Here is a 16,177-nt window from a genome sequence, read left to right as displayed (position 1 = left end):
CACCAGCACAGCTCCAACACCCCACCCCCGAGGGAGAGTTCACCATGCCCGTGAATCAGGACGTCATCATCACCGCTGCCCTCACCGGCGCGGGCGACACCGTACGCAAGAGTCCCCACGTCCCCGTCACCCCCGAGCAGATAGCCACCTCCGCGGTGGAGGCCGCCGAGGCCGGCGCCGCCGTCGTGCACATCCACGTACGCGACCCCGAGACCGGCGACCCCTCGCGCGACCCCCGTCTGTACCGCGAGGTCGTCGAGCGCATCAAGGAGACCGGCACCGACGTCGTCATCAACCTGACGGCGGGCATGGGCGGCGACCTGGTCATCGACCCGGTCCAGCCGCTGAAGGAGCTCGGCGAGCTGCCCGGCACCGACCTCGTCGGCGGTCTCGACCGCCTCCCGCACGTCGAGGACCTGCTGCCCGACATCTGCACCCTGGACTGCGGCTCCCTCAACTTCGGCGACAACCTCTACATCTCCACCCCCGACATGCTCCGCCAGGGCGCCAAGCGCATCCAGGAGCTCGGTGTGCGGCCCGAGCTGGAGATCTTCGACACCGGCCAGCTCTGGTTCGCCAAGCAGCTGCTCGCGGAAGGGCTGCTCGACAACCCCACCGTCTTCCAGCTCTGCATGGGCATCCCGTGGGGTGCCCCCGCCGACCCGGGCGTCCTGCAGTCCATGGTCAACATGCTTCCCGAAGGCGCCCAGTGGGCCAGCTTCGCGCTCGGCCGCATGCAGATGCCGTGGGTCGCGCAGTCCATCCTGCTCGGTGGCCAGGTCCGCGTCGGCCTTGAGGACAACCTCTACCTCGGCAAGGGCAACAAGGTCTCCAACGCCCAACTCGTCGAGCGCGCCGTGCAGATCACCGAGAACCTCGGCTCGCGCGTCGCCACGCCGGACGAGGCCCGCCAGAAGCTCGGCCTCAAGTCCCGCGCCTGAACTACCCCCCCTCACGACGAGTAGGACCCCTCCATGAGCGACATCGACATCACCACGCCCCCCGCCCCCTGCGCCCCCGAGGACGTGCGCCGCATCGCCTGCGTCGGCGCCGGAGTGATCGGCGGCGGCTGGGTCGCCCACTACCTCGCCCGCGGCTACGACGTCACCGCCTGGGACCCGGCCCCCGACGCCGAGCAGAAGCTGCGCCGCCTGGTGGCTGCCGCCTGGCCCGCGCTGACCCAGCTCGGCCTCGCCGAGGGCGCGTCGCCGGACCGCCTCACCGTCAAGCCCACCCTCGAAGAGGCCGTCGCGGACGCCCAGTTCGTGCAGGAGAGCGCGCCCGAGAAGCTGGAGCTCAAGCGCGACCTCCTCGCCAAGCTGGACGCCGCCGCCCCGGCCGGAGTGGTCATCGCCTCCTCCACCTCCGGCTACCCCATGACCGACATGCAGACCGATGCGGCCGACCCCGGCCGCCTCGTCGTCGGGCACCCCTTCAACCCGCCCTACCTGATCCCGCTCGTCGAGGTGGTCGGCGGCGACAAGACGGCCCCGCACGCGGTCACTTGGGCATCGCGCTTCTACGAGGTCGCGGGCAAGTCCGTGATCACCATGGCGAGCGAGGTCCCCGGCTTCATAGCCAACCGGCTCCAGGAAGCCCTGTGGCGCGAGGCCCTGCACATGGTCGCCAACGGCGAGGCCACGGTGAAGGAGATCGACGACTCGATCACCGAAGGCCCCGGCCTGCGCTGGGCGTTCATGGGCCCCATGCTCACCTTCGCGCTCGCGGGCGGCGAGGGCGGCATGGCCCACATGCTCGACCACTTCGGCCCGTCCCTTAAGTCGCCGTGGACGCGCCTGGAAGCCCCCGAGCTCGACAAGAAGCTGTACGACGCCGTGGTCGCCGGATGCGACGACGCGGCGGACGGCCGCACCATCGCCGACCTGGTGGCCGAGCGCGACCAGGGCGTCATCGACGTACTGCGGGCCACGGGCCGCCTGCCGCAGCAGCGCACGAAGGAGGACACCAAGTGAGCGAGTCCACGACCGTCGAGCCCCTCCCGCTCCTCCACCGGACCGTGCGACCGGAGTGGATCGACTACAACGGCCACATGAGCGAGGCGTTCTACGTCCTCGTCTTCGGCTACGCCACCGACGCCATGATGATCGAGACCGGCCTGCACGCGGGATACCGCGAGTCCACCGGCTGCTCCCTCTACACGGTCGAGGCGCACATCCGTTATCTCGACGACGTGGCGGAGGGCGCCCACCTCGCCGTCCGCACCCGCATCCTGGGCGCGGACGCCAAGAAGGCGCGCTTCACGCACGAGCTGTACGTGGTCGAGGAGCCCGACGCGGACATCGCCCCGGAGGCGACCCCGGTATCAACCACCGAACTCCTCGCCATCCACGTCGACCAGAACACGGGCCGCTCGGCCCCCTTCCCGGACACGATCCGCGAGCACCTCACCTCGCTCGCACAAACTCCCCCGGAGTGGGCGGGCCGCTCGATCGCCACGGTGCCCCGTCAGTCGTAGCCGCTCAGGTGTCGCAGCCGACGCCGTCGCCGTCACGGTCGAGGTGCGGGCCGTAGCCGGGCTCACCGCGGTGGACGGGTGCGGCTCCCGCGGCGCGCGCTTCGCTGCAGTTCCCGTAGGAGACGCTGCCGCCCCCGCCCGTGCCGCTGTCGGCCGAGCCGGGGTCGGCTGCCTCCGGCTGAGCGGTCACGGTGGCCTTCACCGTTTTCGTTACCTTGACGGTCTTGGTGACCGTGGGGGCGGGCTTCGGCTTCGCCGTCTCGGTCGCTGTGGCAGTGGCGGTGGCCGTGAAGGTCGGCGTCGGGCCTGTCTCCTTGGCCGAGGCCTTCGCGTCGGTGCTGCCGTCGTCGCCTAGACCGGCCCCGAGGCCTATGAGGAAGGTGAGGGCGAGGGCGGGCAGCGCGAAACGCTTGCGTGCCCACTTGGGTGCGGGTCTCGGCGTTGACGGCGGCGCGGGAAACGGATTGGCCATGGTGCCCCCTTGGTGCGGGAAAGAGGCACGACGCTAGTCCTGCGCGGTCAGTTGTGAAGGTATTTTGTGCAAGCGGTGATAGATCCGTGACTAATGCTCCAGCTCCTTGTGGGCGGTTTCCGGGAGCCTGAGATACACCGCCGAAGACGCGAGGCAGAGCACGGCCACGTACCAGGGGAAGAGGCCGGGGTTGCCGATTTCCTTGAACAGGGTGCCCATGTACGGGGCCGTGCCGCCGAACAGCGCGACGGTCAGGGAGTACGGGAAGCCGATCCCGGCGGCCCGTACGCGCGCCGGGAACACCTCCGCGTTCACCGCCGCCGAGATCGACGTGAAGCCGGTGAGCAGCACCATGCCCGCGCACTGCACCATCAGGAGCGAGCCGAACGAGCCGTTGAGGGAGCGCAGGAGCGGCACGCTCAGGACGGCGAAGCCGATGCCGAAGAAGAGCAGGAGCGGCCTGCGGCCGAAGCGGTCGGAGAGTAGTCCGCCGACCGGCTGGAGCAGCGCGAAGAACGCGAGCGAGAGGGTGCCGGACAGCAGGGCCTGGCTCTTGCTGATGTCGGTGTTGAGCTCGGCGTACGTCGGAAGGTACGACGTCCATGTGTAGTACGCGATCGTGCCGCCCGCCGTGATGCCGCAGATCAGCAGGGACTGGCGCGGATACTTGCGCAGGGCGTCGAACAGGCCGGGGCGTTCGGCTTCGTCCTGCGGTGCCTGATGGGTCTCGTACGCGCCCTGCCTGATCCAGAAGCCGACCAGGCTGAGTGCCGCACCGATGAAGAACGGCAGCCGCCAGCCCCAGCCGTCCATCTGCCCGTCGGAGAGCGTGGCGACGAGCAGGGCCGCGACGCCGGACGCGGCGAGCTGGCCCGCGCTCGTCGACACGTACTGGAAGCTGGAGAAGAGACCGCGCCGTCCGGGCCCGGCCGACTCGACGAGGAAAGTCGTCGACGCCGCGAACTCACCGCCGACGGAAAGCCCCTGGAGCAGCCGCGCGAGAACGAGCACGACCGGCGCGAGCACGCCCACGGACGCGTACGTCGGCGTCAGACCGACCAGCAGACTGCTGCCGCCCATCAACAGGATGGTGACCGTGAGCGCGGCACGCCGCCCCCGCCGGTCGGCGACCGCGCCCATGAGCAGACCGCCGACCGGCCGCATGAAGAAGCCGACCGCGAAGACGGCGAACGTGGAGAGCAGCGGCACGAGGGAGTTGTCCGCGCCCTTGGGGAAGACCTGGTCGGCGATGTACGTCGCGAGAAACGTGTACGCGTACCAGTCGTACCACTCCACGGCATTGCCCACCGACGCGGCGAGCAGCTGCCGGACTGGCCGGCGGGTCCTGGCGGGGAGCGTGTCGGGCACGGGCACGGGCTCGTGCCGGGGTTGCTGTGTCATGATCACGACCTTCCCCCGCCCGGCCCGCCCGCACACGTCCGGCGTGTCGAGGCTGTGTGCAGGTCAGCCCGTCGTCGGCTTGTACGAGTACACCGACGTCGTCACCAGGCACGGCACCGGCGGTACGACCTCGGCGCGCAGCGTGCGCCGGTCGGTGTCGTAGTCGACGCCCTCCGTCTCGAAGGTGCCCGAGCAGATGCTCCGTTGCGGGACGGCGAACAGGCTCGTGACCTTGCCCGTGACGGGCTTGCCGTCGAGCGCGTGCTCCAGGTCCACCTGAAGGACGGGGCGGTCCTGGGGCCACAGCTCCTTCGACCCGTCGTTGGACGCACACACGAGGCGGGTCGCGGAGACGAAGTCACAGCCCTGGATGTCGCGCACCGGCTTGTCGAGCGAGATCTGACCGGCCTGGGGGAGCGCACCGCCGGTGGGCGGGGTCGAGGAGTTGAGGAGCGGGGCGGGGAAGACCTGGAGGCGGTTCTGGTCGCCCCACTCACCCGACACCAGCCACTGCTTGTCCGGCGAGACGGCCGCGAAGGAGTTGTTCAGCTTCTCGCCCGCGTCGAGCTTGTGCTCGTAGAGGTAGCGCTTCCCGCCGGGCGTCGTGACGGCGAACATCTTCGACTTCGCGTCGTCGCCGCCCTGATAGGCGTCGACGGTGTGGCCGTCGGCTATGTCCGGGTCGCCTATGTGGGTCCAGCCCTTCATCCGCAGGTCGAGCGGGACCGAGGCGAGACCCCGGTAGAGGAGGCTGCCGTCCGCGCGGCTCGCCAGGCCCTGGCTGCCGGTGAGGGAGTTGACGGACGAGACGCCGGATTCCTGCCAGCCGCCGGGCGATCTCGGTGCGCTGTCGGCCGACGCGCCGGTGCCGGTCGCCGTCGTGAGCGCGAGGGCGCCGAGCAGGGCGGCGGCTGCCTTCGCGGACGTCTTGAGGGGTGTCATCGGTGCGCTACCTCCGTGGGGGGTCGATCGCTGCCGGGCAATCGTACGTAACGTGACCTCTGTCCACGGGTGAGTTCTGACAGGTCGACAGGTCGACAGGTGCTCCGGTGGCTGTTGCGACATCTGCTCCGACATCTGCTCCGACAGAAGGTGGTTGAGACGTGAAGCTGGTCATTCTCGGTGGCGGCGGATTCCGCGTTCCGCTCGTGTACGGCGCGCTGCTCGGCGACCATGCCGAAGGCCGGGTCACCGAGGTCGTGCTGCACGACCTGGACGCGGGCCGGCTCGGCGCCGTCGCCCGAGTCCTCGCCGAGCAGGCGGAGGCGTCCGGGGTGCCGGACGCGCCCGCCGTCACGGCCACCACCGACCTCGACGAGGCCCTGCGAGGTGCGGACTTCGTCTTCTCCGCGATCCGGGTGGGAGGTCTCGAAGGGCGGGCGGCCGACGAGCGGGTGGCCCTTGCGGAGGGCGTACTCGGGCAGGAGACGGTCGGTGCGGGCGGTATCGCGTACGGCCTGCGGACCGTTCCCGTCGCCGTCGACATCGCCCGCCGCGTGCGGCGGCTCGCCCCCGACGCGTGGGTCATCAACTTCACCAACCCCGCGGGTCTGGTCACCGAGGCGATGTCCCGCCACATCGGCGACCGCGTCATCGGCATCTGCGACTCGCCGGTGGGCCTGGGCCGCCGCGTGGCCCGCATGCTGGGCGGCAACCCCGACGAGGCGTTCATCGATTATGTGGGCCTCAACCACCTGGGCTGGCTGCGGGGCCTGCGGATCGCGGGTCGCGACGAGCTGCCACGGCTCCTCGGCGACACGGAACTCCTCGGCTCGTTCGAGGAGGGCCGCCTCTTCGGCGCGGAGTGGCTCCAGTCCCTTGGCGCCATCCCGAACGAGTACTTGCACTACTACTACTTCAACCGCGAGGCGGTCCTGGCCTACCAGGAGGCGAAGCAGACGCGGGGCGCGTTCCTGCGGGACCAACAGGCGCGGTTCTACTCGGAGTTGGGTAAGCCAGGGGATAGCTCCTCGGCACTTGCGGCGTGGGACGCGACGCGGGCGGAACGTGAGGCCACGTACATGGCCGAGAACCGGGAGGCCGCGGGGGTCGGGGAGCGTGCGGCAGAGGATCTCGAGTCCGGCGGGTACGAGAAGGTCGCCCTCGCCCTGATGCGGGCGATCGCACGGGACGAGCGCACGACGCTGATCCTCAACGTCCGCAATCGCACGACCCTCGCGGCCCTGGACGCCGACGCGGTGATCGAGGTCCCGTGCTCCGTCGACGCCAACGGCGCCCATCCCATGTCCGTCGACCCGCTGCCGGGGCATGCGACGGGGCTGGTGTGCGGGGTGAAGGCGGTGGAGAGGGAGGTGCTCTCCGCTGCGGAGAGCGGCTCACGCACGACTGCGGTCAAGGCGTTCGCGCTGCATCCGCTGGTGGATTCGGTGGCGGTGGCGCGGCGGTTGGTGGAGGGGTACCGGGAGGTGCATCCGGGCCTGGGCTACTTGCGCTGATTCTGGCCGGGGGCCTGGCGCTTGTCCGTCTGTGGGTGCGGGGCTGCGCCGGTTGCCGTGCTCCGGGCGGAAATACCGGCACGTCCCCTTGCGAGCGCTGCCGGCTGCGGGGGCGTTGCGGTGCGGCGCCGGTATGTCCGTCCTCGCCATCCGCCACCGGACGCTCAACTGCTTCGGTTCGGGAGTGCCGCGAACCGTGCTCCGGGCGGAAATACCGGCACACCCCCTCGTGTCTCGATGCCGGCTGCGGGCCGTCGATGGTTTGGGATATGTACGGTCCGTCCTTCACCGAACCGGCTGTGAGGGAGTGGGCGCGGGGCTGCGATGATCAGCGGATGAGTCCCGTCATCTCCATCGGATCCGCTGCCTCCCGCCCCTGCACACTCGTCGTGTGCCGGGGCTGCTGCTGCGGTGACGCGCGCAAGCACCCCGGCATCGACCATGACTGGCAGCTGGCGCGGATGCGGGCCGCTGCCGCGGAGTCGGCAGGGAAGTTCGCGGTGCGTACGAGCGAGTGCCTCGGGCCCTGCGGGCAGGCGAACATCATCGTCGTACAGCCCTCGCGAGAAGGGCGCCGGAGAGGCGGCCGGGCCGTCTGGGTCGGCTTCGCCATGGACGACGAGTCCATCGACGACATACTCGCGTGGGCCGAGGCGGGCGGACCGGGCATCGCGGCGCCCGCGGCAGCGCTCACGCTGCAGGTGGTCGACCCCCGGAAGGCGTGAGCTTCAGGCCGCCGACTTCGAGCCTTCGAGGACCTTGTCGAGGAAGCCGTGCAGATTCGCCACGGTGCGTGCGTTCTGCTCCTCCAGGGTGAGGCTCTCCTCGAAGCGGCGGGCCAGCGCCGTGGTCCTCTTGCCTCGTACGTAGAGGGAGCAGGCGAGGTCCGCGCAGATATAGATGCCGACCGAGTTGCCCTGCCTGCCCGCCGGGCCGGAGAGGGGCGCCACGAGCAGCGTGATGCCGGAGCCGGACTGCGGGGTGACGCAGACCGAGCAGATGCTGGACTTGAGCAGGCTCTTGCGCGCGCCGGTCGAGGCGCGCAGCGCGATGCCCACGTACTTGCCGTCCCGCTCGGTCACGATGTAGCCGCGGTCCGGGGCCTTGGGGTCACGCCAGCCGAGGAAGTCCAGGTCGGACCAGGGCGTCTCCGGGAAGCCCGCAGGGAGAGTGAGCCTGCGGGCCTCGCCCTTGGAGCAGTTGACGAAGGCCGCGCGGATCTCTGACTCGCCGATAGGTTCCATGATCCGGAATTTACCAACGCAACCCCAAAACCGTCCTCCCCTTTTCCCCCGACCACCACGCCCCCGCACCCGGCATCGAGACGCAAGGGGACGTGCCGGTATTTCCGCCCGGAGCACGGTTCGCGGCACTCCCGAGCCGAAGTAACCAAGCGTCCACCGGCGGATGGCGAGGACGGACATACCGGCGCGGCCCCGCCCCCTAAGACGGGCAAGCACCGCACCGGAACAGCCCCGCAGTCGGCATCGAGACGCGAGGGGGTGTGCCGGTATTTCCGCCCGGAGCACGGCAACCGGCACTCCCCAGCCGAAGCCTCCAAGCGCCCACCGGCGGATGGCGAGGACGGACATACCGGCGCGCACCCGCCCCCACAGCCGGAGCAGCACCGCACCGGAACGCCCCCGCACCCGGCATCGAGACGCAAGGGGACGTGCCGGTATTTCCGCCCGGAGCACGGCTCGCGGCACTCCCCAGCCGAAGCAGTCGAGCGCCCACCAGCGGATGGCGAGGACGGACATACCGGCGCGGCCCCGCACCCACAGACGGAGCGCAGCCGAGCCGTACCCCCGGCACCGGGCAACGCCACCCGCCCCTCAGCCCACCGGCGCCCGCGCCCTCAAGAACCGCGTCCGGTAGCGCAACCGGAAGCCCAGCGACTCGTACAGCCGGATCGCATTCGTGTTCCGTGCCGACGTATGCAGGAACGCAGTCTCCCCACGGGCGCGGATGCCGTCGGCCACCGCCAGGACAAGGCGCGAGGCGAGGCCCTCACCCCGGTGGGCCGGGTCCGTGCAGACCGCGCTTATCTCCGTCCACCCCGGCGGACGCAACCGCTCCCCGGCCATGGCGACGAGAGCACCCCCGCGGCGTATGCCGAGGTACGTGCCGAGCTCGACCGTGCGCGGCAGGAAGGGACCGGGCTGCGTGCGCGCGACCAGATCCAGCATCTCCGGCACATCCTCCGCCCCGAGCCGCACAGCCTCCGGATCGGGCGCGGCAGCCACCCCCGCGTCCACCAACTGCACGCCCTCCGCGTCGAACATGAGCTCCCACTCCGCCGGCAGGTCCACCCGCACCCCGGCCAGCGGAACCTCCTCGCCGGGCCCGAAGAGCGCCGCGAGGTCCGCCCAGTCACCCGCCTCCGGAGCATCCGGCAGCCCCAGCCACGGCGACACGTCCAGCGGATACCGCACCACGCGCCCCCGCCGCTCGGCGAACCGCGCATGCGGCCCGTTCAACGCGGCGTACGCGGGGTTGTCCAGGGGGTGCGAGGGGTGCGAGGAGTGCGAGGAGTGCGAGGAGTGCGAGGAGTGCGAGGAGTGAGCAACCGAAAGGCCGGCATTGACGCCGCCGGCCCCCACACCGCCGGAGGCCGCGAGGCCAGCCCCCCTCACGCCCCCACCTCAATCACAACCTTGCCCCGCACATGCCCGCCCTCGACCGCACGCAACGCCTCATCGGCCCGCTCCAGCGGATACGTCGCCGACACCTCGGGCCGCAGCACCCCGTCGACGGCAAGCGCGGCCACCGCGTCCAGGACCTCACTCGTCCGCGCCCGCGCAACCGCCGCCCCGCCCAGCTCACCGACCGTCTCCTTGGCCGCGGCCGTGATCAGCTTCCCCTCACGGTCGGGGAGGAGGGCCGCCACCGCCACCAGATCCTCCCCGCCGACCAGATCGAAGACCGCGTCGACCCGACCGCCCGGCGCAGCCGCCCGCACCCGGTCCGCAAGGCCGGACGACGACGCGACATCCCGCCCCGCCGGCACATGCACCGCACCCAGCGACTCGACGAAGGACTTCTTGCCCGCGCTCGCCGTACCCACGACCCGCACCCCGTAGTGCCGCGCCAGCCGCGCCGCGGCCACGCCCACACCGCCACCGACCCCGGTGATCAGCAGCGTCGCCCCGGCCGGCAGAGCCAGCTGACGCACACCGTCGTACGCCGTCGCCGCCGCGACCGGCAGCGCCGCTGCCTCCGTGAAGGTCAGGCCCGCGGGCTTGCGGGCGGTGAGGGAGACGGGCAGGAGGGTGTGCTCGGCGTAGCCGCCGGTGTCCGGGTTGCCGAACACCTCGTCGCCGACCGCGAACCCCTCGACGCCCGCGCCGACCGCCTCGATCACGCCGGCGACCTCGCTGCCGAGCACCTCGGGGAACTCGGCGGGCGGTGCCCCCGGCCTCCGCTTGCCCGCCCGCAGCTTCCAGTCGACCGGGTTGACCCCTGCCGCCCGCACCGCGACCAGGAGCTGGCCAGGGCCGGGCTCCGGCGGGTCCTGGTCGACGAAGGCTTCCACTTCTGGGCCGCCGAACCGGGTGGATACGTACGCGTTGGACATGTGCTCCCTCGCTTCGAGCCGTGAACCGAACCTTGAACCGAGCCGTGAATCCAGCCGTCACCCAGAAATCGATGTGGGTGTCACCTTGGACGACCGCCATGATCGCCCTGCTATTCCCCGTACGCCGCAGCGTTCACGAGCTCGCAATGACCGGCTCGGGTGAGGGCGAGTGGGGGCGGGTGAGGGCAGTTGAGGGCGCGCCACGAGCCGCCCGGCCAAAACTGAACGACCAACAAAGTTTTGCTGACACGAGCCTTGACCTTAAGTGTTCAACCAATCAAGACTCAGGCCCCGTAATACCGCACTGGCGCGGATGACGCATTCAGCTCTTGGCGTCGTCGACCCAGTTCGGCATGCCCAGAGCCGCGTTCGGAGGCCATTTCGCCATGCCTGCCACCACACGTCGTGAACTCATGAAGCAACTGGGCGGCACCGCAGCCGCCTTCGCCTTTGTGGCCGCCGCCGGCCCGATCGCCGCGGCGACGCCCGCCGCGGCAGCCGAGGCCGCCCAAGGCACCGGAGCCGCAACCTCCCCGGGCGCGGCCGCCGCCACGCGCCGCGTCCGGGGGCTCGTCGCCCGTCTGACCCTGGACGAGAAGATCAGCCTCGTCCACGGCGCCACCGACCCGCGGAGACTGGGACAGGCGGGATACCTGCCGGGCATCAAACGCCTGGGCATACCGGAGCTGCGGCTGAGCGACGGCCCCGCGGGCGTGAACGTCACCGAGTCCGCGACCGGCCTCCCGCCGGTCGCCACCCTCGGCTCCTCCTTCAACCTCGAACTCGCCCGCGAGTACGGCGAGGTCATGGGCCGCGAAGGCCGCACCCTGGACATGGACGTGCTGCTCGCCCCGCAGATCGAGCTCTCCCGCACGCCCTTCTTCAGCCGCAACAAGGACCAGTCCGGCGAGGACCCCTACCTCAACGGCCTGATCGGCGCCGCCCAGGTCGAGGGCGTCCAGGCGCAGGGCATGCTCGCCCAGGCCAAGCACTTCCTCGCCAACAACCAGCGCCTGCACGAGTTCGACCGCGAGAAGCCGGAGAACTCGTACGACTTCGTCGTCGACGACCGGACCCTGCACGAGCTGTACCTGCCCGCCTTCGAGGCCGTCGTCCGCGCCGGAGTCGCCTCCGTCATGTCGGCGTACAACCACCTCAACGGCACGTGGAACTCCGAGCAGAGCACCACCCTCACCGGCATCCTGCGCGGCGAACTCGGCTTCAAGGGCTTTGTCACCTCCGACTGGGGCGCCACCCACTCCACGGCCGCGCTCGAAGCCGGGCAGGACATGCAGATGTGGGACGGCTCTTTCTACGGGGAGCCGCTGAAGAAGGCCATCAAAGACGGCTCCATCCCCGAGTCCGCCCTGGACACCGCCGTCTCCCGCATCCTCGGCCGGTACGACGCCTTCGGCATGCTCGACGGCAGCCGCGTCCCCGCCCGCAAGAAGATCGACGTCAGGGCCGGCGCCCGCGTCGCCCGCGAAGTCGCCGTACAGGGCGCCGTGTTGCTCGCCAACGACGGCGGGCTCCCGCTGTCGCACACCGCGCTGCGCGACCTCGCCCTCATCGGCCCGACCGCGGGCCAGGTCGCCACATCGGTCTCGGGCGAGCGTGCGTACGGCTTCGAGGACCGCCTGGTCAGCCCGCTCGACGCACTGCGCCGCAGCACGAAGCGGAAGATCGCCTACGAGGTCGGCGTGGACCTCACGGGCACGGCAGTGCCCGCGTCAGCGTTCCCCAAGGGCCTGACGCGCAAGAGCGGCAGCGCGGGCACCCCCGCCCCTACGGACAGGACGGTCGACTTCGTCGGCGACAAGGCCCTCCCCGTCGGTACGACGGCCGAGTGGACCGGCACCTTCGTGCCGCCCACCACGGGCGAGTACGCGCTCAAGATCCAGGGCTGGGGCGCGGCGGTCTCGCTGAGCCTCGACGGCAAGGAGCTGACGACCGCGGCGGGCGCCCGCGACAGCTTCGCCCGCAAGTGGTCCTCGATCGTCCCGACCACCGACGGCCTCGACAACGGCCAGGCCGACCCCGTCGAGCTCACCGGCGGCAAGTCCTACCAGGTCGTCGTCAAGGCCACGGGCTGGGCCGCCACCATCGACGGACGCGGTCCGGTCCAGGTGCGGTTCGCCTGGGTGACACCGCAGCAGCGCGCCGCTTCGATCACTGCGGCGGCGAAGCTGGCCCGGCGCGTGCACACCCCGGTCGTCTTCGCCTTCAACGGCTCGGGCGGCTCGGTGGGCGGTGGCGGCGACTTCACCACGCTGACGCTCCCCGCCCACCAGGACGAACTGATCACGGCGGTCGCCGGGGCCAACCCGCGCACGGTCGTCGTCCTGACCACCGGCTGCCCGGCGACCATGCCCTGGCGCCGCGAGGTCGGCACGATCCTGCACACCGGTTACGTCGGCCAGGAGGGCGGCTGGTCCACCGCCGATCTCCTCACCGGCCGCGCGAACCCGGGCGGCAAGGCCACGGTGACCTGGCCCAAGAAGGACACGGACCATCCCACCCTGGACCCGGCCCACCCCGAGCGCTACTACGGCGTCGACGGAGTGGTCACGTACAGCGAGGGCATCTTCACCGGCTACCGCGGCTTCGACAAGGCGGGCATCGAACCCCTCTTCCCCTTCGGACACGGCCTGTCCTACACGGAGTTCGGCTACCGCAACCTGTCCGTGCGCCGGGCGGGCGAGGGCTACGAGGTGTCGTTCACGGTGACCAACAGGGGGCGACGCACGGGCGCGGAAGTCCCGCAGGTTTATGTGGGTGCGCCGCGCGGTGCCGGTGTCGAGATGGCCCCGAAGACGCTGGCCGCCTTCGACCGCGTCGAACTCCGCGCGGGGGAGTCGCGGCGGATCACGGTGCGGGTCGCCGAGCGGCAGCTGTCGTACTGGGACACCGACCGCGGCCGCTGGGTGCGCCCCGAGGGGCGGCGCGCGGTGTACGTCGGTTCGTCGTCGCGCGACATCCGGCTGACGGGAGTGGCGCGCTAGAGGGCGGCAGGGAGACCCACGTCACCTGGGTGCGTGTCACAACTCGCGGGGCTGTCTCGTCCAAGAGACGTAACCAGTACCGACGAGACGTAACCAGTACGGACGACACAGGAGTGCATCATGGAAGCTCGGTTGAACCCGATGGCGAGCCCGGTCGCGGCCAAGGCACTGAAGCACATCGTCGCCGCGGGCAAGGCGCTCGGCGAGTCGACCCTGCCGGACGCGACGCGCCAGCTGGTGATGCTCCGTGCCAGCCAGATCAACGGCTGCGCCGGATGCATCGACATGCACACCAAGGACGCCGCGCACGCGGGGGAGACCTCGGTTCGCCTCAACCTGGTCGCCGCCTGGCGCGAGGCCACGGTGTTCACCGAGGCCGAGCGCGCCGCACTTGAGGTGACGGAGGAGGGCACGCGCATCGCGGACGCGGCCGGCGGAGTCTCCGACGAGGTGTGGGCGAACGCCGCCAAGCACTACGACGAGGACCAGCTCGCCGCCCTGATCACCCAGATCGCCGTCATCAACGCCTTCAACCGCCTCAACGTCATCAACCGGCAGCCCGCGGGCGACTACCGGGTCGGCCAGTTCGACTGACGCGACCGTCTAGGGCCGCCGCTTCCCTTCGGCCGGCTCGTCCAGGCCCTTGCCGTCCACGGTGAGGGCCCGGGTGAGCCGGTCCAGGTGGGCGCGGTACAGCCCGACGAAGTCCAGGCGCCCTTCGGCGACGGCCCACTGGACCTGCAGTCCGTCGGAGACGGCGAGGATCTCGCGGGCGATGCCCTCCGGGTCGATGTCCGACCTCAACTGCCCTGCTTCGACCGAGCGTTGAAGCGCGGAGGCGAGGAAGTGCGCGACGCGTTCGTACCGTTCGGCGAAGTAGGTGTGCGCCGGGTGCGCGGGGTCGCCCGCCTCCGCCGACAGCTTCGTGTAGAGCTGGATGAGCCCCGGCTGGGTGAGGTTGTACGTGGCCAGCGCGAGCACCTCGCGGAACAGCGCGCGCACGTCGTCGCCGGAGTCACCCCCTGAGTCGGGACCGAGCCGTCCGAACGTACGGACCGTGCGTTCCTCGCGGGCTTCGAGGACCGCCATCAGGAGGCGCTGCTTCGACCCGAAGTGATGGGTGATGACGGTGGCGGACGTATCGGCCTCCGCGGCGATCTTCGCCAGTGAGGAGTTCAGATAGCCCGCCTTGGCGAAGAGCACGAGAGCGGCGTCGATGATGGCCGCTCTGCGGGAGTCGGCGGCGGCGTACTGCCCGCTCGGGCGGTGGCGGGGGGTGTGCTGCTCCATGGGGGCAGACTACGTTTCCCCGGCCCCACCATCTGTTTATCCGGCCCCACCACCTGTTACCAAGGCCCCGCCGTCCCCGCTTCAGCCCGGCTGCCGCTACTTCAGCCCTCGGTACAGCGCCCCCACCAGATGCACGCTCCGCAGATCCTCCCCGGAGGTCCCGCCGCCCATCCGGTTCATCGCGTACGCGTAGGAGACCCGGTTCTCGGGGTCGGCGAACGCGTAGGACCCGCCCGCGCCACCGTGCCCGAACGCCCGCGGGTTGGGTCCGGCCTGCCCGTAGCGGTTCAGCATGTAGCCGAGCCCCCAGTCCCACTTCTCGCCCCACTCCGTCCCCGCGGCGAGCACCAGGTCGGGCTCGTCGGGTTCGCCCTGCCGGGTCCGCAGGCGCTCCACCGCCGTGGGGCTCGGGAGTTCCCCGCCGCCGAGCGCGGCGTACACCTTCGCCAGACCCCGCGCCGACGCGTGCCCGTTGGCCGCGGGGATCTCGGCGCAGCGATAGGCGGCACTGTTCACGTTGCCGACGGGCAGGTACTGCAGGGCGAGCGTGACGACGGCCATGGGGTGCTCGTCGATCGAGCCCACCGGCGGCTCCGGCGGGGGAGCCGAGCCGAGCGCGCTGCGCGGGCCGTCCGAGGCGATCGGCCTCGCCATGTCCGCGCACCGGCCGTGCTCGCTCTCCGGAGTGCCCACGAAGACATCGGCGTCCAGCGGCCCCGTGACCTCGCTGCGCAGGAACGTACCGAGCGAGACCCCCGTGATCCGCCGCACGACCTCACCGACCAGATAGCCGAAGCTCAGCGCGTGGTACCCCTGCGCCGTTCCGGGCTTCCACCACGGCGCTGTCGCGGCCAGCGCCCCGCAGACCTTCTCCCAGTCGTAGAGGTCCTCCGGCGTCATGGGCTCGCTCGGCGCGATCACTCCGGAGCGATGGCTCAGGAGCCAGCGCACGGGGATGTCCGCCTTCCCTTCCGCGGCGAACTCCGGCCAGTAACGGGCGACCGGCGCGTCCAGGTCGAGTTCGCCCCGGTCGGCGAGCAGATGCGCGCACAGCGCCGTCATCCCCTTGGTCGTGGAGTAGACGTTCACCAGCGAATCGGGCTGCCACGCGCGCGTGCCCTTCTTGTCCGCGTCACCGCCCCACAGATCGACGACGAACTCCCCGTCGACCGTGGCCGCGACGGACGCCCCGAGATCGCCCCGCTCGACGAAGTTCCGCTCGAACTCCTCGCGTACGCCCTCGAAACCGGGAGCACAGGTGCCGTGGATGCGTGCGGTCATGACTCTCCTCGATCGCTGGAAGCGCCGGCCCGCCACATCCTCGCTCATGGTTGCCCGCGGCACCTAGAGTGCGGCGGCAGAAGTCGGCAGAGGGCAGCCTTGGATTCGGCAGAGGAGAGCCTCTGAAGAGAAGGTCGGAGGAGAAAAAGAAGAGGCAAGGAGGTGTTCCCACTCCTTGCCACTCTTAATTTATAGCGCACGGGGGGCCTTGCGGCAAGGCCC

General features: G+C 70.8%; 15 protein-coding genes. 7 read left to right on the top strand and 8 right to left on the bottom strand.

The genetic code is table 11. The annotated features are described in order from the left end of the window. Positions 1–44 precede the first annotated feature (44 nt). The 3 genes from ACWFR3_RS02925 to ACWFR3_RS02915 are packed head-to-tail and all read left to right on the top strand — an operon-like array spanning position 45 to position 2,476. Entirely contained in the window at positions 45–941 is an 897-nt protein-coding gene (locus ACWFR3_RS02925) for a 3-keto-5-aminohexanoate cleavage protein (RefSeq protein WP_453732725.1), read from the top strand. A gap of 33 nt (positions 942–974) precedes the next feature. Continuing rightward, positions 975–1,973 carry a 3-hydroxyacyl-CoA dehydrogenase NAD-binding domain-containing protein gene (locus ACWFR3_RS02920; RefSeq protein WP_453732724.1) on the top strand — a complete coding sequence of 333 codons (999 nt, stop codon included), beginning with the start codon at positions 975–977 and terminating at the stop codon, positions 1,971–1,973. Next, positions 1,970–2,476: a thioesterase family protein gene (locus tag ACWFR3_RS02915; protein WP_453732723.1), complete on the top strand. Its 507-nt coding sequence runs from the start codon at positions 1,970–1,972 to the stop codon at positions 2,474–2,476. Before ACWFR3_RS02920 ends, ACWFR3_RS02915 begins: the two co-directional genes overlap by 4 nt. 4 nt (positions 2,477–2,480) lie before the next feature. On the opposite strand, the gene ACWFR3_RS02910 is transcribed toward ACWFR3_RS02915, so the two are convergent. From ACWFR3_RS02910 to ACWFR3_RS02900, 3 genes are all read right to left on the bottom strand, one after another. Then, the gene (locus ACWFR3_RS02910) at positions 2,481–2,948 is read right to left on the bottom strand and encodes an excalibur calcium-binding domain-containing protein (RefSeq protein ID WP_453732722.1); all 468 of its coding nucleotides are present in this window, start codon (positions 2,946–2,948) and stop codon (positions 2,481–2,483) included. Between the two features lie 90 nt (positions 2,949–3,038). After that, positions 3,039–4,349 (bottom strand): MFS transporter, encoded by a 1,311-nt coding sequence (locus ACWFR3_RS02905; RefSeq protein ID WP_453732721.1) that lies wholly within the window; start codon positions 4,347–4,349, stop codon positions 3,039–3,041. A 63-nt stretch (positions 4,350–4,412) separates the two neighbouring features. After that, complete coding sequence (locus ACWFR3_RS02900) at positions 4,413–5,291, bottom strand: hypothetical protein (protein ID WP_453732720.1); 879 nt, start codon at positions 5,289–5,291, stop codon at positions 4,413–4,415. Between the two features lie 161 nt (positions 5,292–5,452). Between ACWFR3_RS02900 and ACWFR3_RS02895 the strand changes: the two genes are divergently transcribed. Both ACWFR3_RS02895 and ACWFR3_RS02890 read left to right on the top strand, forming a co-directional pair. Continuing rightward, positions 5,453–6,805: a 6-phospho-beta-glucosidase gene (locus ACWFR3_RS02895; protein WP_453732719.1), complete on the top strand. Its 1,353-nt coding sequence runs from the start codon at positions 5,453–5,455 to the stop codon at positions 6,803–6,805. A gap of 335 nt (positions 6,806–7,140) precedes the next feature. Then, positions 7,141–7,530, top strand: coding sequence for a (2Fe-2S) ferredoxin domain-containing protein (locus ACWFR3_RS02890; protein WP_453732718.1), 390 nt, complete (start codon positions 7,141–7,143; stop codon positions 7,528–7,530). Between the two features lie 3 nt (positions 7,531–7,533). Here the strand turns inward: ACWFR3_RS02890 and ACWFR3_RS02885 are convergent, their stop codons facing one another. The 3 genes from ACWFR3_RS02885 to ACWFR3_RS02875 all read right to left on the bottom strand — a co-directional run bounded on the left by ACWFR3_RS02885 (position 7,534) and on the right by ACWFR3_RS02875 (position 10,382). Further along, positions 7,534–8,049, bottom strand: a complete 516-nt coding sequence (locus ACWFR3_RS02885) for an FBP domain-containing protein (protein WP_453732717.1) — start codon at positions 8,047–8,049, stop codon at positions 7,534–7,536. A gap of 591 nt (positions 8,050–8,640) precedes the next feature. Continuing rightward, positions 8,641–9,309, bottom strand: coding sequence for a GNAT family N-acetyltransferase (locus ACWFR3_RS02880; RefSeq protein WP_453732809.1), 669 nt, complete (start codon positions 9,307–9,309; stop codon positions 8,641–8,643). A 128-nt stretch (positions 9,310–9,437) separates the two neighbouring features. Next, positions 9,438–10,382 carry an NADP-dependent oxidoreductase gene (locus ACWFR3_RS02875; protein ID WP_453732716.1) on the bottom strand — a complete coding sequence of 315 codons (945 nt, stop codon included), beginning with the start codon at positions 10,380–10,382 and terminating at the stop codon, positions 9,438–9,440. A gap of 386 nt (positions 10,383–10,768) precedes the next feature. On the opposite strand from ACWFR3_RS02875, the gene ACWFR3_RS02870 reads away from it, so the two are divergent. Together ACWFR3_RS02870 and ACWFR3_RS02865 are read left to right on the top strand one after the other, a co-directional pair. Then, positions 10,769–13,384, top strand: a complete 2,616-nt coding sequence (locus ACWFR3_RS02870) for a glycoside hydrolase family 3 protein (RefSeq protein WP_453732715.1) — start codon at positions 10,769–10,771, stop codon at positions 13,382–13,384. Between the two features lie 120 nt (positions 13,385–13,504). After that, positions 13,505–13,978, top strand: coding sequence for a carboxymuconolactone decarboxylase family protein (locus tag ACWFR3_RS02865; RefSeq protein ID WP_453732714.1), 474 nt, complete (start codon positions 13,505–13,507; stop codon positions 13,976–13,978). A gap of 9 nt (positions 13,979–13,987) precedes the next feature. On the opposite strand, the gene ACWFR3_RS02860 is transcribed toward ACWFR3_RS02865, so the two are convergent. Further along, complete coding sequence (locus ACWFR3_RS02860) at positions 13,988–14,674, bottom strand: TetR/AcrR family transcriptional regulator (RefSeq protein WP_453732713.1); 687 nt, start codon at positions 14,672–14,674, stop codon at positions 13,988–13,990. Between the two features lie 96 nt (positions 14,675–14,770). Next, on the bottom strand, positions 14,771–15,955 hold the full coding sequence (locus ACWFR3_RS02855; RefSeq protein ID WP_453732712.1) for a serine hydrolase domain-containing protein: 1,185 nt from the start codon (positions 15,953–15,955) through the stop codon (positions 14,771–14,773). Between the last annotated feature and the right edge of the window lie 222 nt (positions 15,956–16,177).

Source organism: Streptomyces sp. NPDC055189 (assembly GCF_053606765.1).
Note: the sequence above shows the minus strand (reverse complement) of the source record. Positions and strands in the feature narration are given on the sequence as shown.